We start from the raw sequence: 18,039 nt of genomic DNA on the forward strand, positions 1-18,039 counted from the left end.
TTTATTTATGCATGAAAAGTTGTATACTTGTATAAGGATTTCCAACCAACCAGTTTGGGGTGGACCATGTGAAGAAGATAGGAATTATTGCAAACAAAGGAAAGCCCGAGGCCAGAATTGTGGCGCGGGAGCTTGTCTACCTCCTGGAGGTCAGGGGAGCGAATGTATTGCTGGACGAGACGATTGCATCTGATTTAGGGCGCGCGGAATTGGGCGCTCCGATTGAGGAGATCGGTAACCATGCCGACCTGGTCTGTGTGCTTGGCGGTGACGGGACCTTGCTCGGCATCGCACGCAAGCTCGCCGGGAGATCGATCCCCATTTTCGGGATCAATCTCGGTACATTGGGCTTTTTGTCAGAAGCAGAGCCGGAGCACTTGCCGCTTGCCGTCGACAATTTGCTTTCAGGCAAGTACGACATTGAGGAACGGGCCATGCTGGAAGCAGCTCTCGTCCGCAAAGGCAGCACGCTTGGGACATACACAGCGATGAATGATATCGGGATCGCCAAAGGGTCTTTTTGCCGCATCATTCAATGTGCTGTTTACTTGGATGACGAATATGTCGCAACTTTCAGCGGCGATGGTGTCATCGTGTCGACTCCGACAGGGTCGACAGCGTATTCCTTGTCGGCTGGCGGGCCTATCGTCGCCCCGAATGTGGATATGCTATTATTGACTCCGGTAGCGCCGCATTCGCTGACAGCGCGGCCAATGGTGCTGTCTGGCAACCAGACGATTCGCGTGGAAGTCGACGCCATCCATCAGGAGATGGGGCTGTCGATTGACGGACAGTTCGGCTATCGGCTGGAGGGCGGCGATCATATTTACATTAAAAAGTCTCCGTACGTCACACCGCTGATCAAGTGGAAAAAGGGCGGCTTTTTTGAAGCAATACGCACGAAACTACAAGGTGAATGGGAGTAATCCATATGAACAAGGGGCAACGACATATCCGTATTCGGGATATCATCAGTAACCAAGAGGTAGAAACTCAAGACGAACTGGTGGAGCGTCTGCGCGCTGCTGGATTCAACGTCACGCAGGCGACCGTATCCCGAGACATCAAGGAATTGCATCTGGTGAAGGTGCCACTCCCTGATGGGCGATATAAATATTCCATGCCTGCTGAACAAAAGTTTAATCCGATGCAAAAGCTCAAACGGATGATGGTCGACTCCTTCGTCAGCATTGACCAGGCAGACCATTTTATCGTGCTGAAAACCCTTTCCGGTCATGCAAATGCGGTAGCCGAGCTGATCGACAACCTGCCGTGGGACGAGATCATGGGAACGATCAGTGGAGACAATACCATTTTGATCATTTGCCGTTCCAAGGAAAATACAGCGGAAGTCACAAAGCGTTTCATGGAAATGCTGTAGAAGGTGGTCGCAACAGATGCTAGTGGAACTCTCTATCCGAAATTTTGCCATCATTAAATCGGTTACGGTCTCGTTTCAACGCGGGTTGAACATCCTGACAGGGGAAACCGGCGCCGGAAAATCGATCATCATCGACGCGCTCGGACTGCTGCTCGGTGGCCGTGCGTCCGCAGATTTTGTGCGCTACGGCGAACTGCGCGCAGAGGTGGAAGGGCTGTTTGAACTGCCTGCGGGCCATCCTGCGCTTGCGGTGTGCGCCAGCGTAGGTGTGCAAGTGGAGCAAGACGGCATGCTCGTCGTCCGCCGGGACATTTCCAACCAGGGAAAAAGCATTATTCGTCTGAACGGCCAACTGGTGACGCTTGCCATGCTGCGCGAGCTTGGACCTTGGCTGGTCACGGTTCACGGCCAGCACGACACGCACATGCTGATGCAGGCGGACAAGCATATCAACTGGCTGGATGCGTACGGCGAAGTTGCTTTGGGAGCGGCGAAGCAGGAATACGGCAAACTGTACTCCTCCTACCGGAAAACGCGACAGGATCTCGAACGGATGGCCCGCAACGAACGCGAGCTGGTACAGCGCATAGACCTTTTGCAATACCAGCTTGACGAAATCGAAAGCGCTTCGCTTACTCCGGGTGAGGACGAGAAGTTGCTGCAGCAGCGCAAAAAGTGGATGAACATTGAGAAGGTTTACGCGACCGTCCAGGACGCCTACCGCTCGCTGCACGGCGATCAGAAGGGCATGGATTGGCTCGGTCACGCCATGGGAGAGCTGGAGCGCGGCGTGATCTACGAGGAGCAGCTTGCGCCGATTTTGGAGACGGTGCAGTCTGCGTATTACCAGATTGAGGACGTGGTGCACAAGCTGCGCCAGCTTTCGTACCATCTGGACTTTGAACCGGAGCAGCTGGCAGAAGTAGAGCGCAGGCTCGACCAGATTCAGTCCTTGAAGCGCAAGTACGGAAAAAGCGTGGATGACATTTTGGAGTATGCAGCGACCATCTCCGACGAGCTGGACGAAATGCATCACTATGAGGATCGGTTGCAACAGGTGGAAAAACGGTTGCAGGAGCTGGCGGCTGATTTGGCTGTCGAGGCGCTGGAGCTGTCCGTCATTCGTCAGGAATGCGCCGCGAAGCTCGCGCAGGAAATCGAGCAGCAGCTGAAAGAGCTGCATATGGAACGGGCGCGTTTTGCCATCGACGTCAGACAAACCCCTGATGAAGAAGGCGTTGAAATCGAAGGCATCAAGCGGCTCGTGGATGCGAATGGCATGGACCAGATCGAGTTTTTGATTTCGCCAAACCCGGGGGAACCGTTGCGGCCGTTAGCGAAAATCGCTTCTGGCGGGGAGCTGTCCCGCGTCATGCTGGCGATCAAGACGATCCTGGCTGGAACCGATCAGGTCGAGACGCTGATTTTTGACGAGGTAGACACGGGAGTCAGCGGCAGAGCGGCCCAGGCGATTGCGGAAAAGCTCGCCCGCGTCGCGCAAAAACGGCAAGTGCTGTGCATTACGCATTTGCCGCAGGTAGCTTCCATGGCGGATGCCCATTTTCTGATCAAAAAGGAAATGAGCGAAAACGAGACGAAAACGATCGTGACGAAGCTGTCGGAAGAAGAGACGGTGACAGAGCTTGCCCGCATGCTGAGCGGGGCAGAAGTAACGGCAAAAACAGAAGAGCACGCGCGGGAAATGATTTTGCTCGGGCGGGAAAGAAAGGCTGTCAACTAAGCTTTGGTTGGCAGTCTTTTTTATGGGCAAAAAGATTGCAGCTGGCTAACAAACATGAGTCAATTTCCTGACATAATCCGCTTGGCTGGGGGCAACATTAAAGGTACACAAGGTGGAGGTGTCTCTTTGTAGGTGTAGGTAGGGAACGGTAGGAGTGATTGCTGGTGATCCGACAAAACAAAAGAAAATGGATGGGAAGTCTCCTTCTCCTCATCACGGCGCTTGTCGTGAGTTCCACCCCGTTTCGCGATCTGTCCTCCTTTCCCCGCGAATTGCGCTTGATGGAAGGGTCTCTGGAAGAACTCAAGGTCTCCGTGCCGGTGATGGGCACGCTAATCAACAGCAATCCCGACATTTTGCACGTCAACGGGACGGAAGCGCGCGAAGTATCCGTTGATCTGAGCCAGCCTATGTCCGTAGAGCCGCGCAGAGCTGGGGAAGCACAATTGCAAGTAAAATGGCGAAACATTCCGCTGACAGCTGTCAAAGTAAATGTGCTGCCGGATTTGCGTCTGTACCCTGGTGGACAGTCGATCGGGGTCAAGCTGCAAACGGCGGGGGTATTGGTTGTCGGTCATCATCTCGTGGACAATGGCAAAAGCAAGTCTTCCCCTGGCGAGCAGGCAGGTATTCACGTCGGCGACATGATTGTCAAAATGAATGATCTGTACATCAATGACATGAATGAAGTCAAAAAGCTGATCAACGAAGCCGGAAAAAAGAATAGCACGGTACAGCTTTTGGTCGTGCGCGGAAAAGAAAAGCTGAATCTGACGCTCCAACCGGCAAAAGACCAAAAAGACGGGGAGTACCGGATGGGACTGTACATTCGCGATTCGGCTGCCGGAGTAGGCACCCTGACCTTCTACGATCCCAACTCCAAAGCGTACGGAGCACTGGGGCACGTCATTTCCGACGTCGATACAGGCCAGGCTATCGTAGTCGGGGATGGGCAAATCGTGCAGGCAAGCGTGACGTCCATCGAAAAAGGGCAGAGCGGCAATCCCGGAGAGAAATTCGCCCGCTTTTACAACGAAAGCGAAGTGCTGGGGAACATCACCAAAAATACACCGTTTGGCATTTTCGGCAAAATGAAGGACGAACCGAAGCGCAGCTATTACCGCGAGCCGCTCCCGGTAGCGCTTGCCGAGCAAGTCGTGGAAGGCCCGGCGAAAATCCTCACCGTCGTCGAAGGGCAAAAGGTGGAGGAGTTCGATATCGAGATCGCCAACGTCATCAAGCAGCATTTTCCGGCGACAAAAGGCATGATCATCAAGGTAACGGACAAACGCCTGCTGGAAAAAACGGGTGGCATTGTCCAGGGGATGAGCGGCAGCCCGATCATTCAAAATGGAAAAATCGTCGGAGCGGTCACGCACGTCTTCGTCAACGACCCGACATCCGGCTACGGCTGCTACATTGAGTGGATGCTGCAGGACGCAGGTGTGCAGGTGCGCAATGCGCCGCAATCGAACGCCAAAACCGGGCAGGCTGCCTGAGAATACGAAGAGACGAGCCGTCACGCCAATCAAGCGAGGCGGCTAATTTCATGCTGTCAAGTCTCTCTGCTCGACATGTATAACCTTCCACTGGAACAAAGCCAGCTTGCATGGTAAAGTCGTGGAGGCTCTTGACGAATGAAGGAAAAAGGAAGGTATTCTTTGTCGAAATATCAGTAAAATCATTCAATCTTTCGTCATAGGCAGGAATGAATATGCCTTTGTCGAATTATTTTTCTCAGAGAAAAAGATGGTATGGACTTATCGTTTGTAGAAATGAAAACCTCTAGAACGCCACCTTCTTTCCAAAAGACCGTCCATTGTTAGGAGGAACGACCTTGAGCAAGATTGAAGTGTTGTTGGCAGATGATAACCGAGAATTTGTAAGCCTGTTAGAAGAGTATATCAGCAGCCAGTATGACATGAACGTCATTGGTGTCGCGTACAACGGCAATGAAGTTGTGCGTTTGCTGCAGGAGCGAGTACCGGATGTACTGATTTTGGACATTATCATGCCCCACTTGGATGGCCTCGCCGTCCTGGAGCAAATCCAAGCTATGCGGTTAAGCCCGCAGCCCAAAATTATTATGCTGACAGCATTCGGACAGGAAGAGATTACGAAAAAAGCGGTTGAACTGGGAGCTGCCTACTACATCCTCAAGCCGTTTGACATGGAGGTCCTTGCGCAGCGCATCCGCCAGATCATCACAACGAAGCCAGCCTCCTCCTTCGTCACATCGGTGAAGCCACAGTCCACCCTGCAAGTGCGGGGCCGCAACCTGGACGCCAGCATTACGAGCATCATCCACGAAATCGGAGTGCCCGCACACATCAAAGGTTATTTGTATTTGCGCGAAGCGATCACGATGGTGTACAACGATGTCGAGCTGCTCGGTTCGATCACAAAAGTCCTGTACCCGGACATCGCCAAAAAATTCAACACAACGGCAAGCCGCGTAGAACGCGCCATCCGCCACGCAATCGAAGTCGCCTGGTCCCGCGGGAATCTCGATTCCATTTCCAGCCTGTTTGGATACACGATTTCGAACACGAAGGCGAAGCCGACCAATAGCGAGTTTATTGCGATGGTGGCGGATAAGTTAAGGATTGAGGCGAAGATTAGCTAGGGATAGAAATATCGCGGGTTTGAGTCACATGGATATTATCCGACCTTCTCGATTAGGTAGATGTAATCAACGAATTTTTCAGATGTAGTCCATCGGCTCATTTGAACGAAATGTAAAATACAAAAAGGACACTAGCACATACCAGCTAGTGTCTTTTTGTATGGATTGGACGAAAATATATTTGGCCATTTTGTAATTCTTCAACAAGTCGAAGGTTGTGGAAATCTTTGGTATGATGAGAAGGGGTAGTTAATTCAAAGAGTTCTCAGATTATTTAACTTGCCTGACTCACTCAATACTTGCGCAAGCAAAGAGCAAGATAAAACGATGACTTGATTCAATTTGAAAATGAGGAGCCCGGCAAATGGAGCGCAAATTACTAGGTCAAGTAGGAGTAGACTCAGGTCAATTGGTTATTATCGATCCGCGTTACATTGAGAGTGAATGGAAAGGAACAGGGTCAATTCTTGGTGTTGATTATTGGGGCCAGGCACAAGAAAAAATTTATGGACTGTTAAAAGACGATGGAATTGAGTCAGAAAAGCTTGGTGGAAAATATCGGGTAATGACAGAAGAGGCTGAAACCCTTATTAAAAAAATCGAGTTTTTAGCAAAAGACATGAAACAGTTGAATAAGAATATTGACGGTTGGGGAAAGCGAATTGTCAAAGTGGAAATAGAGTTAGTGGATGATGAGTATCTTCAAAAAATAAATGAGCATTTCGGAATCAAATAAAAACAAATTTTCAATAGAAAAGGAAGAGAGTATCTATGTATGTCAATTCTGTAGAAGAGGCCATTTTCAAAGTGAAAACGGTAGGGGAATGCAAGATAAACGATAAGTTTTTACTCCCATCCGTGATTGATCAACTGAACCGACTAGGTATTAAGCATGATATCCAGCATACTTCTTTAGATTGGACAATTAAGGGCAAATGAAAAACATAAATAAGCCACAAAGCGAGGTGCCAAATGGAAAACCCAAAAGAACAGTGCCCAAAATGCGGGTGCAGTGAGATCGGAAAAGGGAAACCGTCCGGGGATGCGAGAATATTCCCCGTAGACAAGTTTTTTGTTCTCGGTTCTCTCATCACTTATCACATATGTACGGGCTGCGGCTATGTCATTGAAAGTTACGTTGAAAATCCGGCTAAATTTAAAAAGTAAAATGGTTCATGAAAAAATAAACGCCAAGCTGGCCGCACCAGAACTCGGCGTTTTTGTTCTTTTCAAAAAACAATTACAGCACCATGGATAATCCTGTAAAATATATACTAGGAATCAAACAAACCATCCCCAAAAACGTATCCCCAAAAAGGAGCAAACATGGCAACCTACTTCCCTACCATCGTCCTGCTGCTCGGTGTGATCGTCACGATCTTTACCGTGAAATTTCCCGCCTATCGCCAATTGACCCTGATCAGCGGAGGAGCATTGTCCTGCGTCGTTGTGATGATCAAGCCCGATTTTTGGCCGCTGGGCCTTGGACTGCTCATCGTCACCTACCTTGTGGAAGGCTGGAAGCTCTACCGGAACAGGAACAAAGGAAAATAATCCGCCGCGAACTGCCGCAGTCGCTTGAACGACACGAAGAAGTATGTACAATAGAAAACATACAACCCACTAAAAGCGAGGAAGGTGTTGCAACATGCGCAATTTAGATGAAATTCTCGCATTTAACCGTGATTTTGTAGCGAATCGTGAGTATGAAAAATACCAGACAACCAAGTTTCCCGACAAACGCTTGGTAGTTCTCTCCTGCATGGACACGCGTCTGGAGGAGTTGCTGCCGAAGGCCATGAACATGCGCAACGGCGACATCAAGCACGTAAAGAGCGCGGGGGCGATCGTATCGCATCCGTTTGGAAGTATTATGCGCAGTATCCTTGTGGCGATTTATGAACTGAATGCCGAGGAAGTGATCGTCGTCGGCCATTACGACTGTGGGATGAGCGCCATCGACAGCAAGCGCACCATGGCGAAGATGCTGGAAAAAGGCGTTTCTGAGCAGACTTTCTCTACGCTGCAACACGCAGGAATCAATCTGCACAAATGGCTCCACGGGTTCGACCGGGTGGAGGACAGCGTGAGAAACAGCGTGGAGACGATTAAAAAGCATCCGCTGCTGCCAGCCAATGTCGATGTCCACGGATTGCTGATCGATCCGGCGACAGGCCGCCTGGATGTTGTGGTGAATGGCTACGAGCGAACGGAAGCTAGTGAATGATCCCAAGCTTGTCACGGTCTCAAGGCGGACCTTTTTACAGCGTTCGATGAAGTGGCTGGGTGGCTTGATTGGAGTCGGTCTGGCTGCTGGTACATACGGATATGCATGGGAGCGAACCTGGCTGCAAATCGAGCGGATGACACTCCGACTGCCCAGACTGCCAGACGCCTTTAACGGCTGCAAGCTGATCCAGTTCAGCGACGCGCATCTGGGACACTATTTCAAGCCGGAGCAATTGCAAGGCATTGTCGACCTGATCATGCGCGAGCAGCCGGATATCATTTGCTTTACGGGCGATATTGTCGATGAAGAGACGCGCCCCTTTTTTGCCGCTATCCCCATCCTGGCGCAGCTTCAGGCGCCGATGGGGAAGTTTGCGGTATTGGGCAACCACGATTACCGGGCGGGGCAGCAGCACGGGATTCGCCAAGGGTGGATATCTGCCGGGTTTGCAGTGTTGGACAACCGCAATGTGGCTATTCGCCAAAAGGCAGACACCTTGTACATAGCGGGAATAGACGATGCTCTAAATGGCGTGCCGGATTTGCCAAAGGCGCTGATCGGGATTCCCGAGGGAAGCAGCGTAATTTTGCTCGCCCATGAGCCGGACGTAGCGGACGAAGCGGCGTTGTATCCGATTGATTTGCAATTGTCTGGACATAGCCACGGCGGGCAGGTGCGGTTGCCTTTTGTCGGGCATGTCTTGACGCCCAAGCTTGCGAACAAATACGTCAACGGCTTGTATCTCGCGGGCGAAAGCGAAATGCAAGTCTATGTGAACAGAGGGCTGGGCACGACGATTTTGCCTGTCCGGTTTTTGTGCAGGCCCGAGCTGACCGTGTTGACTTTGCATCAATAAGCATCTTTGATCCATTGGACGAATTGCTGAAAAGCGTCGTCCTCTTTTTTTTGATGCAAATAGGCGATGAGCGTCGGGCGCTGCAAAGTTCCTTCTGCTATATCGTGGGCGACCAGTCTGCCTTCCTCTACCTCGCGCAAAATGGTTCGCTCCGGCAGCATCGTGATTCCGAGCTGGCGTTCGACCATTTTTTTGACGGCGCTGAAGCTGTCCAGCTCCATGATGACGTTTGGAAAAATGCTGTTGCGCGCCAGAAAATGGTCGATGCGCTGGCGATAGGGGGCGGTATGGTTGCCGAACAAAATCATCTCCTGCGACCCCCAGCCGGAAAAGCCGGGAAAATGATTGGCCCAAGGATGCTCGGGCGACATGACGAGCAAAATCCGGTCGCTGGGCAAAAACTCCTGGTGGATGTGCGGGTGATACATTTCGCTGCCGAGAAAAGCGATATCGGCTGTTCCGGTCAAGAGGGCGCTGAGCGATTCTTCGTACAGCGTAGAGCGCACGTAACAGGTGAAACCGGGATTGGCCTGGCGGTATTCGCCGATCAGGCGGGGAAGCTCGTAGGCGACAAATGCTTTTCCGGCGACGATCGTCATCGACTGGGCTTGCTCCTTTTGTTCGATGAAAGAACGCATCTGCTCGACGATCGAGGCGGCAACAGGCAGCAATCTGCGGCCTTCTCCGGTCAGACTTACGCCAGAGGCGGTTCGCACAAACAGCGGACTGCCGATTTGCCGTTCCAACTGCTTGAGCCGATGGGTCAAAGTAGATTGGGCCAGAAACAACGCCTGTGCAGCCCGATTGATGGACCCGTGGTGGGCGATGGTCAAAAACACTTCCAAACTTTCTTTGTCCACGAATGCCCCTCCTATCTAAAAACTCGATAACTGGTTATCAGTATTCTATAACAAAACCGCCAACGATTGGAATAGAATACAAGCAGGAGGTGGAACGATGGATAGAAGCGATGAAGTAAAACACGCGGTACAAGAGCAATTCGGCAAAAATGCGCAGCAGTATGTAGAAAGCAAGACACACGCCCAAGGAGATGACTTGCAACTTCTGGTGCAATGGCTCGCTCCGCAGACAAGCTGGAAGGTGCTCGACATCGCCACAGGTGGCGGGCATGTCGCCAGGACGCTTGCGCCGCACGTTGCGCAAGTAGTGGCAACGGATCTGACGCGCCCTATGCTTGCAGCGGCGGCACAAGCCAACCAGGCGGAAAAAAACATTTTGTACGTCCAGGCTGACGCGGAGTCGCTGCCGTTTCTGAACGAGTCGTTCGATCTGGTCACTTGCCGGATCGCGGCTCACCATTTCCCCGACCCGAACGCTTTTGTCCGGGAAGTCAGTCGCGTGCTGCGACCGGGCGGCTGGTTCCTTTTTATCGACAACGTTTCCCCGGAAGCAAACGAGCTGGCAAGCTTCGTGAACCTTGTCGAGCAAACACGCGATCCGAGCCACGTTCGCTGCCTTTCTGTCACGGAGTGGAGAGAGCTGCACAGCGCGCATGATTTGGTCGAGTGCAAGCAACGGCTACGCAAAAAGCCATTTGCCTTTTTGCCATGGGTGCAAAGAACGTCCGAGTCGCCCGAGCAAGAAAAAGCTGTGGAGCAGATGCTGCTTGCTGCCCCGAAAGACATCCAAGCTTATGTAGGATTGCAGATCGAGCAAGGAAGAGTCATGACCTACCAGATTGACGAATGGATGGTCATGTGCCAAAAACAGGGAGGAACACAACATGACACAAACATTTGAATGGGTAGGATTGGATCACATTCAGCTCGCAGCGCCACCGGGAGCCGAGGAGGAGGCGCGGCGCTTTTTCACCGGATTGCTCGGGATGCCGGAAGTGCCCAAGCCGGAAAAGCTTCGGGCGCGGGGAGGAGCCTGGTTTCGCTGTGGAGCGCAGTTGATTCACCTCGGGATTGAACAAGGTTTTATTCCCGCGAAAAAGGCGCATCCTGCCTTTGTTGTGCAAAATATTGAAGCGCTGATCGCCCACTTGGAAAAAGCAGGCGTCCCGCTCCGGCTCGACGACGAGATTCCTGGACTGATCCGCTTTTTCACCGAAGATCCATTCGGCAACCGATTGGAGTTCATGGAGGCGAAGTAGCATGAAAATGGATTTCCACGCGCAGGAAAATAAGGAAAGCTATACAGGCAGAGCGGCAGACGACACATGGGCGAGCACGATGCTCTCCATCGTCGACCCTTCGCAAAAACGGGTGGTCGATCTTGGCTGCGGTGGCGGGATTTACAGCAAGGCATGGGCAAAGCTGGGGGCAGGCAGCGTCACAGGAGTCGACTTTTCGCAGGTCATGCTGGAAGCGGCGCAAAAAGAGTGTGCAGACGAACCGGGCATCTCGTTTGTCCATGGTGACGCCCTGCACACAGGACTGCCGGAGCGAAGCGCGGATATTGTTTTTGCCAGAGCGCTCATCCACCATCTTGACGATCTGAACGGATTTTTCGCCGAGGTGAAGCGCATCCTCGCGCCTGACGGAATCTGCCTGATCCAAGATCGGACGCTGGAAGACTGCGCTGTTCCGGCTTCGCCTGAGCACTTGCGCGGTTATTTTTTCGAGCAATTCCCCCGCTTGCTGGAAGTGGAGGCAAAACGGCGACCAAAAGAACAGCAAGTAAGGCAAGCCATGCAGCAGGCAGGGCTGGAGCAAATCCAGATGCGTTCGCTGTGGGAGGTCAGGCGTGTGTATGACGACATCGCTGTTTTGCAGGCCGATTTGCGCTTGCGCAGAGGCCGTTCCTTGCTGCATGAATTGACAGACGGCGAGCTGGAGCAACTGATTTCCGCTATTTCCGCGAAAATGGCGGGACAACAGCCGATTTATGAACAAGACCGCTGGAGCATCTGGATAGGCAAAAACATTTGTGGCACAATAAAATAAAGGAATTGTGAATTTGTTTGTCACAAATTTGGATATGCTTGTCTCTTAATAGGCAAGGAGATATAATAATATTGCCATTGTATTATCGGTTAGCGTCATCATGGTGAAGGAGTTGTCGTACATGAAGATTGTGTTGTTTGATTTCCTGATGTTCGTCTTCACGTTCTTTATTGCTTGGGGCTGTCTTAACTCGATCAAGGCGAAGAACAAATTCGCGATCGGATTTGGCGTGGTTTCGCTGGTAGTATTCCTGTTTGCTGACGGCTTGATTATTTACTACATAACCAAGGGAGCCTAGTCGACCAGGCCAGCGTTTCCGCCAGAAGAGAGGTTGTGCGATACATGCACAACCTCTTTTTTGCATGCTCCGAGGAAATTTTTAGCATACTAATGGCTGGAGGTGGAAAAGATGGGCAAGCGAAAAAGCCGCGGTTTTCTTACCTATACGGGAGTGATTGCTGCGGATCGAAAAACGAAGCAGCTTTGCAAACGGCTCCACCCCCACCAGATCGCTGTCATCGATCATCCGGATGTGGATGAAATGGCAGCGCGATCGCTATTGGAAGCGGGAACGCGGGTGATTGTCAATCTTGCCCCTTTTATGACCGGGCAGTATCCAGCCGAAGGAGCGCGATTGTTGCTTGGCGCGGGCGTGGCTTTGTTTGAGGCAGAGTCCGATTCAGCCCAGCCGATCCCGACAGCCTGGGAAGCGTGGGACGGCCAGGATGCCGCGATCCGCGATGGCCGGCTGGAATTGCGGCGAGAAGCGCAATGGGAAATGGCGCTGCCGCTTCGCGAAGTAAGAATGGACGTCGTGGTCAGCAAATGGGCCGAGGCGCAAAGCAGACTGGACGACACCCTTTCTTTATTTATAGATAACACGCTGCTTTACGCGCAAAAAGAAAAAGACTTGTTTCTGAAGCCGCTGCACGCCACGCCGCTGAAAACGCCATTGGAAAAAAAGCATGTCGTGGTCGTTGTGCGCGGCAAGCACTACAGGGAAGACTTGCAGACGCTCTCGTCGTACATCCGCGAATACGATCCGGTTTTGATCGGAGTCGACGGTGGCGCGGACGCGCTGTTGCAATCGGGGTACAAGCCCGACCTGATCGTAGGCGATATGGACAGCATCTCTGATAAAGCTTTGCAATGCGGTGCAGAAATCGTTGTGCATGCCTATGTGGACGGCACTGCGCCGGGGAAAGCGCGAGTCGAGCGGCTGGGGATGGCTCACCACGTGCTGCCTGCTCCGGGGACAAGCGAAGATGTCGCCATGCTTTTGGCCTACGAAAATCAGGCCGAGCTGATTGTGACGATCGGGGCGCATACGAACATGATTGATTTTCTGGAAAAGGGACGCAAAGGGATGGCGAGCACGCTTTTGGTGCGGACGAAAATCGGACCGAGGCTGATCGACGCCAAAGGGGTCAGTCAGCTGTACCAGCCTTCCGGGTCGTGGAAGCTGTGGGGCTGGTGTCTCGCTGCGATGCTTTTGCCCGTTACGGCAGCCTTGATGGTCAATCCGATTGCCCGCCACGCTGCCCAAATGCTCTGGACGCAATGGCGGACATGGGCTTTCTAAGGAGGCGCTATGATTTCTTTCCGGCATCACCTGATTACACTGGCTGCTGTATTCATCGCTCTCGGAGTCGGTATCCTGCTGGGCGGAACAGCGGGACATCCCTGGTTTTCCCAGGGCGCTCAAGAAATTTTGCTGAAAATGGAGGCGAAGTACGACCGGGCACTCAAAAGCAACCAGGACTTGAAGCAGCAAATCAATCGGCTGCTTCAGGAAGTCGAGCAACGCAACGAGGAAGTCGTCCACATGATGGCGATGCGCTACGGCAATGAATTGGGAGGAAAAAAGGTATACGTCTGGCAGGAGGGCGACAAGGAAGCCCGGCCTATTACCCGCTTGATGCACGCCATGGGGGTTGAGGTTGTTCCTTACGAGCAGGGCAAGTCGTGGGAAGACGGTTTGTTGCTCGTCGTTGCCAAGCAGCCGCCGCCATGGCTGCAACAAGGGGCGACAGCAGGGAAATGGCTGCTGGTCGAGCAAGTGCCGGACTCGGTCGGCAAGCAGTGGGCCTTGCTGGAAAAAATGCAGCAGCGACTGACGGAAATGAGGGTAGCGCGTGAAAAAAGTTAGCGTCATCATTCCGGCCTATAACGAAGCAGAGGAGATTGGCGTTACGCTGCGGGCGATTCGCGAACGCTTCTTTTGCGATGAGCTGATCGTCGTGGACGACGGCAGCGAGGATGAGACAGCGACCTTGGCCAAAAAATGGGCAGATACGGTGATATCCCACCCGTACAACCTGGGCAAAGGGGCGGCTGTCCAACTGGGCTGGCAGCGCGCGCGTGGCGATGTGATCATGCTTTTGGATGGAGACTTGCGGGAAAGTGCTGCCGAGGCTGAGCATTTGCTCCCTCCGCTTTTGGCTGACGCCTGCGACATGACCGTGGCGATTTTGCCGCCGCCCAAGCAAAAGGCCGGGATGGGCCTGGCAAAAGGGCTCGCTCATCAAGGGATCAAATGGCTGACCGGCTTTGAAGCGCGAGCGCCCTTGTCCGGGCAAAGAGCCATGCGCCGCGACTTGCTGGCCCATCTCGGCAAAGTCGACAAAGGCTTTGGCATCGAGGTCGGGCTTACAGTCGATGCGTTGCGGGCAGGGTACCGCATTCACGAAGTGCCCGTCTTGTTTCAGCATCGGGAAACAGGCAACGACTGGCAAGGTTACGCTCATCGCGGCAAAGAATTTGTGGCAATCGGCAGGACGTTGTGCCGAAAGTGGTGGGAGGGAAAAGCTTGGAGATGAAGGTCGTCCTCGGGCTTGCGCTCGCTCTTGGCTTGCCGCTCGTCTGGCATCGCCCGCTGCTCGCGTTTTTTTCGCGGTTTCTGTTGAACCAGGGCATGACTCGACCCAATTACGCCGGAGAACAAGTGCTTACGGCGGGAGGATTGATGCTCGTAGCAAGCATGCTGCTGACAACAGTCGTCCAGCTTGGTTTTATGAGGTGGCGAGGCGCTTTCAGCCCTGTGCTGCTGCATGGCGTTCTTCTTGCTTGCGGAATGGCGGCAATGGCTTGCTGGGGCTGGATCGACGACCGCTCCAACGATGGCACGACAAAAGGCTTTCGCGGTCATTTTCGCGTCTTGTGGCAAGAAAGGCGAGTGACCAGCGGCATGTGGAAGCTGATCGGCGGAGGGCTTACCGCAGTGGCTGTCTCGCTCTTCCTCACCAGCGACATTTTCGCCTGGCTGGTCGCCTGCGGCTTGCTGGCGATTTCTCCGAACATCCTCAACTTGTTTGACCTAAGACCGGGGCGGGCGATCAAAGTGTATTGGCTGCTCGTCTGCATGGCGATCGCTGTCGGGGTGCTTGCGGCGACGTCAGAGGAGGCGTTGTTTGTCTGGCTGTTCCTGCTGCCGCTTCTCGTGGCCAGCGTCCTGTTGTTTCCGCACGACGCAGGAGGCAGGATGATGCTCGGGGATACCGGGGCAAATGCGCTTGGATTTTCCATCGGCTATTTGTATGTGACGACCGTACCGCTTTTGTGGCAAGTGACATTTCTCGCCGGGTTCGTGACGTTGCAGGTTGCGGCGGAGTTTGTGTCCTTTTCGCGGGTCATTGAACGACAGGCGTGGTTGCGCAGGCTGGATGAGTGGGGGAGATGAGCGGGGCATTAAAAAACAGGCAGATCATTACCTGCCTGTTCTACTCGTCGTCTTCTGGCTCGCGAATCATAAAGCGGGGCTGAACCCGATTTTTTTTTCGTTCATGGTGTAAAATGAAGCCCGCAATAAACAAAATAGGGATGACCAGAGCAAGCACGCCGAGGATCAGTTGACCCCACATGAAACCCACATCGGGTGCCGTGGAATAAAAGAAAGCATCACGGATCAGCTTGATTCCGTACATGGCAATCGCAGCCGGGATGACCATGATTAAAAGGGCAATGACTTTCTGTACGATCACTGGTGGTTCACACCTTTCTCTCTCATTTCTTCATCATAGCGAATGCCTGGTTGCTTGTCCACAAGTCCGTGTGTGCACACGAGCGAGCGCACGTTAGGGAGAAGAGCCTGTCCATCAACGGTTTGTTGCAGTACAATGGTAACGAGTAAGATGAAAAGTGAGGGGTCTAGCGCATGCACAAGCTGCTTATAGTAGGTGCTGGACGAGGCGGAACGGCTCTGTTGCGGATGCTGAACCAGATGGACAGGCTGAAAATTGTAGCCGTAGTGGATCATCGGCCTGACGCTCCCGGAATTGCCCTGGCGAAATCGTTTGGAATCAAGGTCGATACGGATTATCGGCCTTATTTGGACGACGAGCTGGACGTCATTTTGGAAGCGACGGGCGACTTGAACGAATACGAGCACCTCAGGCAGCTAAAGCAGGACAAGACGGTGCTCATCCCAGGGACCTTTACGAGAATTGTCATGCGGCTCATTCGCGAGCGTGACAAGCTGATTGCCGTCATGATGCAAAACCAGCGGGAGCGGGAAACGATGCTCGACTCCACGCACGATGCGATTATCGGGGTCAATCGGCAAGGCATTATCACGTTGTTCAACAAAGCGGCAGAACGCTTGATGGACATTGAAGCAAGCGAAGTGCTGGATACAAAAGTATCCGAGCGTATACCCAACACCAGACTACATATTGTATTAGAGACGGGCTGTCCTGAACTGAATCAGGAGCAGATTTTGCCCAATCAGACGAGAATCATTACGAACCGCGTTCCCGTGCGAAACGACAAGGGAGAAGTAGTGGGAGCCGTAGCGATTTTCCGCGACATTACCGAGGTCATGGCGCTGGCGGAGGAAGTGACCGATCTGAAAGAATTGCAAAGCATGCTGCAAGCGATTATTCAGTCTTCCGACGAAGCGATTTCTGTTGTGGATCAAAACGGCATCGGTCTGTTAATCAACCCGGCCTACACGAGACTGACCGGGCTTTCGCCGGACGATATTATCGGCAAGCCGGCTACAGTCGATATCTCCGAAGGCGACAGCATGCACATGCAAGTGTTGAAGACGAAGCGGCCTGTCAGGGGCGTGCCGATGAAGCTCGGCCCCAAGCGCAAGGACGTCGTGGTGAACGTCGCTCCGGTCGTGGTTGATGGCGAGTTGAAAGGCAGCGTCGGGGTCATTCACGACGTATCCGAGTTCAAGCGGCTGACCGAGGAGCTGGAAAAAGCGAGACGGATCATCCGAACGCTGGAGGCGAAATACAGCTTCGCAGACATTATCGGCTACAGCGAACAGATGAAAAGCGCCATCGAGCAAGCAAAAAAGGCGGCGTTGACGCCAGCCACCGTGCTGCTGCGCGGCGAATCCGGCACGGGTAAGGAACTGTTTGCCCATGCGATCCACAACGCGAGCGAGCGCAAGTACAACCAGTTTATCCGCGTCAACTGCGCAGCGATCTCCGAAAGCTTGCTGGAGAGCGAGCTGTTCGGCTACGAGGAAGGGGCTTTCACAGGGGCGCGGCGCGGCGGCAAGCGCGGATTGTTCGAGGAAGCAAGCGGGGGCACGATATTTTTAGACGAAATCGGTGAGCTGTCCATGGGGATGCAGGTCATGCTTTTGCGCGTCCTGCAAGAGCGCGAAGTCGTCCGGGTCGGCGGTACGAAACCGATCAACATCGATGTCCGGGTGATCGCAGCCACGCATGTGAATCTCGAAGCGGCGATAGGAGCCGGGAAATTTCGGGAAGACTTGTACTATCGCCTGCATGTAGTGCCCATCCACATTCCTCCGCTCAGACAGCGCCTGGAAGACATCAAGCCGATTGCGATGTACTTGCTGCGCAAGGCGAATCTGGAATACGGCCGCAATGTCGAGGAGCTGCACGAAGAAACGTTGCAAATGCTGTTGTCCTATCATTGGCCGGGCAATGTGCGGGAGCTGGAGAACGTTCTGGGCAGGGCGATGATACATATGCGCATCAATGAGCGCACCATTTTGCCTGAGCATTTGCCCCCGCTGGAGCGGAAAATAAGCCATGCCCGCCAGGAAGCAGAAGTGACGGCAAGCTCCACAGGGAAAACATTGAAGCAAGCGATGGAGGAAGCAGAACGTCAGCATATCATCCGGGAGCTGGCTGCGGCCAAAGGGAACCGGACCGTGGCGGCGAAGCGGTTGGGAATTGCCATTCGCAGTTTGTATTACAAGATGGAAAAATTGGGAATCATGGATGAGCAGGAAGAAAGAAATTGAGTGTGCAATTTTTTGCATGCAAATTCCTGCGCGACCATGCAAAAACATGCACACTTGACGGATG

General features: G+C 53.0%; 20 protein-coding genes. 18 read left to right on the forward strand and 2 right to left on the reverse strand.

The window, feature by feature from the left end:
- The first annotated feature begins 68 nt into the window (after positions 1–68).
- The 9 genes from HP435_RS12110 to HP435_RS12155 all read left to right on the forward strand — a co-directional run bounded on the left by HP435_RS12110 (position 69) and on the right by HP435_RS12155 (position 8,834).
- Complete coding sequence (locus tag HP435_RS12110; protein WP_173595769.1) at positions 69–926, forward strand: NAD(+)/NADH kinase; 858 nt, start codon at positions 69–71, stop codon at positions 924–926.
- Between the two features lie 5 nt (positions 927–931).
- Entirely contained in the window at positions 932–1,381 is a 450-nt protein-coding gene (ahrC, locus tag HP435_RS12115; RefSeq protein WP_122965851.1) for a transcriptional regulator AhrC/ArgR, read from the forward strand.
- A 16-nt stretch (positions 1,382–1,397) separates the two neighbouring features.
- Positions 1,398–3,122, forward strand: coding sequence for a DNA repair protein RecN (gene recN, locus HP435_RS12120; RefSeq protein ID WP_173595770.1), 1,725 nt, complete (start codon positions 1,398–1,400; stop codon positions 3,120–3,122).
- A 164-nt stretch (positions 3,123–3,286) separates the two neighbouring features.
- Positions 3,287–4,621, forward strand: coding sequence for a SpoIVB peptidase (gene spoIVB, locus HP435_RS12125; RefSeq protein ID WP_063226844.1), 1,335 nt, complete (start codon positions 3,287–3,289; stop codon positions 4,619–4,621).
- A 338-nt stretch (positions 4,622–4,959) separates the two neighbouring features.
- On the forward strand, positions 4,960–5,748 hold the full coding sequence (gene spo0A / locus HP435_RS12130) for a sporulation transcription factor Spo0A (protein WP_005827306.1): 789 nt from the start codon (positions 4,960–4,962) through the stop codon (positions 5,746–5,748).
- 364 nt (positions 5,749–6,112) lie between these two features.
- A complete protein-coding gene (locus tag HP435_RS12135; protein ID WP_173599152.1) occupies positions 6,113–6,484 on the forward strand; it encodes a hypothetical protein in 372 nt (123 codons plus the stop codon).
- A gap of 590 nt (positions 6,485–7,074) precedes the next feature.
- Positions 7,075–7,302: a hypothetical protein gene (locus HP435_RS12145; RefSeq protein ID WP_122965855.1), complete on the forward strand. Its 228-nt coding sequence runs from the start codon at positions 7,075–7,077 to the stop codon at positions 7,300–7,302.
- A gap of 94 nt (positions 7,303–7,396) precedes the next feature.
- Complete coding sequence (locus HP435_RS12150; protein WP_122965856.1) at positions 7,397–7,975, forward strand: beta-class carbonic anhydrase; 579 nt, start codon at positions 7,397–7,399, stop codon at positions 7,973–7,975.
- Complete coding sequence (locus HP435_RS12155; RefSeq protein WP_173599151.1) at positions 7,944–8,834, forward strand: metallophosphoesterase; 891 nt, start codon at positions 7,944–7,946, stop codon at positions 8,832–8,834. Before HP435_RS12150 ends, HP435_RS12155 begins: the two co-directional genes overlap by 32 nt.
- Here HP435_RS12155 and HP435_RS12160 read toward each other — a convergent pair.
- The gene (locus HP435_RS12160; protein ID WP_173595774.1) at positions 8,828–9,694 is read right to left on the reverse strand and encodes a LysR family transcriptional regulator; all 867 of its coding nucleotides are present in this window, start codon (positions 9,692–9,694) and stop codon (positions 8,828–8,830) included. The genes HP435_RS12155 and HP435_RS12160 overlap by 7 nt on opposite strands.
- Before the next feature lie 97 nt (positions 9,695–9,791).
- On the opposite strand from HP435_RS12160, the gene HP435_RS12165 reads away from it, so the two are divergent.
- The 8 genes from HP435_RS12165 to HP435_RS12200 all read left to right on the forward strand — a co-directional run bounded on the left by HP435_RS12165 (position 9,792) and on the right by HP435_RS12200 (position 15,425).
- The gene (locus HP435_RS12165) at positions 9,792–10,595 is read left to right on the forward strand and encodes a class I SAM-dependent methyltransferase (RefSeq protein WP_173599150.1); all 804 of its coding nucleotides are present in this window, start codon (positions 9,792–9,794) and stop codon (positions 10,593–10,595) included.
- A complete protein-coding gene (locus HP435_RS12170) occupies positions 10,579–10,953 on the forward strand; it encodes a VOC family protein (protein ID WP_122965860.1) in 375 nt (124 codons plus the stop codon). Before HP435_RS12165 ends, HP435_RS12170 begins: the two co-directional genes overlap by 17 nt.
- Before the next feature lies 1 nt (position 10,954).
- Positions 10,955–11,746, forward strand: a complete 792-nt coding sequence (locus HP435_RS12175; protein WP_173599149.1) for a class I SAM-dependent methyltransferase — start codon at positions 10,955–10,957, stop codon at positions 11,744–11,746.
- Between the two features lie 121 nt (positions 11,747–11,867).
- Complete coding sequence (locus HP435_RS12180) at positions 11,868–12,044, forward strand: DUF2759 family protein (RefSeq protein WP_122965862.1); 177 nt, start codon at positions 11,868–11,870, stop codon at positions 12,042–12,044.
- A 111-nt stretch (positions 12,045–12,155) separates the two neighbouring features.
- Positions 12,156–13,328, forward strand: coding sequence for a putative cytokinetic ring protein SteA (gene steA, locus HP435_RS12185; protein WP_122965863.1), 1,173 nt, complete (start codon positions 12,156–12,158; stop codon positions 13,326–13,328).
- A gap of 9 nt (positions 13,329–13,337) precedes the next feature.
- Positions 13,338–13,895 (forward strand): copper transporter, encoded by a 558-nt coding sequence (locus tag HP435_RS12190; protein ID WP_173599148.1) that lies wholly within the window; start codon positions 13,338–13,340, stop codon positions 13,893–13,895.
- Positions 13,882–14,565: a glycosyltransferase family 2 protein gene (locus tag HP435_RS12195; protein ID WP_173599147.1), complete on the forward strand. Its 684-nt coding sequence runs from the start codon at positions 13,882–13,884 to the stop codon at positions 14,563–14,565. Before HP435_RS12190 ends, HP435_RS12195 begins: the two co-directional genes overlap by 14 nt.
- Positions 14,562–15,425, forward strand: coding sequence for a UbiA prenyltransferase family protein (locus HP435_RS12200; RefSeq protein WP_173599198.1), 864 nt, complete (start codon positions 14,562–14,564; stop codon positions 15,423–15,425). Before HP435_RS12195 ends, HP435_RS12200 begins: the two co-directional genes overlap by 4 nt.
- Positions 15,426–15,465: 40 nt before the next feature.
- Here HP435_RS12200 and HP435_RS12205 read toward each other — a convergent pair whose 3' ends face one another.
- Positions 15,466–15,726 carry a DUF2627 domain-containing protein gene (locus tag HP435_RS12205; RefSeq protein WP_063226857.1) on the reverse strand — a complete coding sequence of 87 codons (261 nt, stop codon included), beginning with the start codon at positions 15,724–15,726 and terminating at the stop codon, positions 15,466–15,468.
- Between the two features lie 173 nt (positions 15,727–15,899).
- Between HP435_RS12205 and HP435_RS12210 the strand changes: the two genes are divergently transcribed.
- Positions 15,900–17,975, forward strand: coding sequence for a sigma 54-interacting transcriptional regulator (locus HP435_RS12210; RefSeq protein ID WP_122965866.1), 2,076 nt, complete (start codon positions 15,900–15,902; stop codon positions 17,973–17,975).
- The last annotated feature ends 64 nt before the right edge of the window (positions 17,976–18,039 follow it).

Source organism: Brevibacillus sp. HD3.3A, from assembly GCF_013284375.2.
GTDB classification, from domain to species: Bacteria; Bacillota; Bacilli; order Brevibacillales; family Brevibacillaceae; genus Brevibacillus; species Brevibacillus parabrevis.

Coding starts and splice junctions, on each gene's coding strand:
- HP435_RS12175 (WP_173599149.1), top strand. CDS start 10,955: ATGAAAATGGATTTCCACGCGCAGGAAAATAAGGAAAGCTATACAGGC.
- HP435_RS12145 (WP_122965855.1), top strand. CDS start 7,075: ATGGCAACCTACTTCCCTACCATCGTCCTGCTGCTCGGTGTGATCGTC.
- HP435_RS12190 (WP_173599148.1), top strand. CDS start 13,338: ATGATTTCTTTCCGGCATCACCTGATTACACTGGCTGCTGTATTCATC.
- ahrC (WP_122965851.1), top strand. CDS start 932: ATGAACAAGGGGCAACGACATATCCGTATTCGGGATATCATCAGTAAC.
- HP435_RS12170 (WP_122965860.1), top strand. CDS start 10,579: ATGACACAAACATTTGAATGGGTAGGATTGGATCACATTCAGCTCGCA.
- HP435_RS12135 (WP_173599152.1), top strand. CDS start 6,113: ATGGAGCGCAAATTACTAGGTCAAGTAGGAGTAGACTCAGGTCAATTG.
- HP435_RS12150 (WP_122965856.1), top strand. CDS start 7,397: ATGCGCAATTTAGATGAAATTCTCGCATTTAACCGTGATTTTGTAGCG.
- HP435_RS12165 (WP_173599150.1), top strand. CDS start 9,792: ATGGATAGAAGCGATGAAGTAAAACACGCGGTACAAGAGCAATTCGGC.
- HP435_RS12180 (WP_122965862.1), top strand. CDS start 11,868: ATGAAGATTGTGTTGTTTGATTTCCTGATGTTCGTCTTCACGTTCTTT.
- recN (WP_173595770.1), top strand. CDS start 1,398: ATGCTAGTGGAACTCTCTATCCGAAATTTTGCCATCATTAAATCGGTT.
- HP435_RS12210 (WP_122965866.1), top strand. CDS start 15,900: ATGCACAAGCTGCTTATAGTAGGTGCTGGACGAGGCGGAACGGCTCTG.
- HP435_RS12200 (WP_173599198.1), top strand. CDS start 14,562: ATGAAGGTCGTCCTCGGGCTTGCGCTCGCTCTTGGCTTGCCGCTCGTC.
- steA (WP_122965863.1), top strand. CDS start 12,156: ATGGGCAAGCGAAAAAGCCGCGGTTTTCTTACCTATACGGGAGTGATT.
- HP435_RS12155 (WP_173599151.1), top strand. CDS start 7,944: ATGGCTACGAGCGAACGGAAGCTAGTGAATGATCCCAAGCTTGTCACG.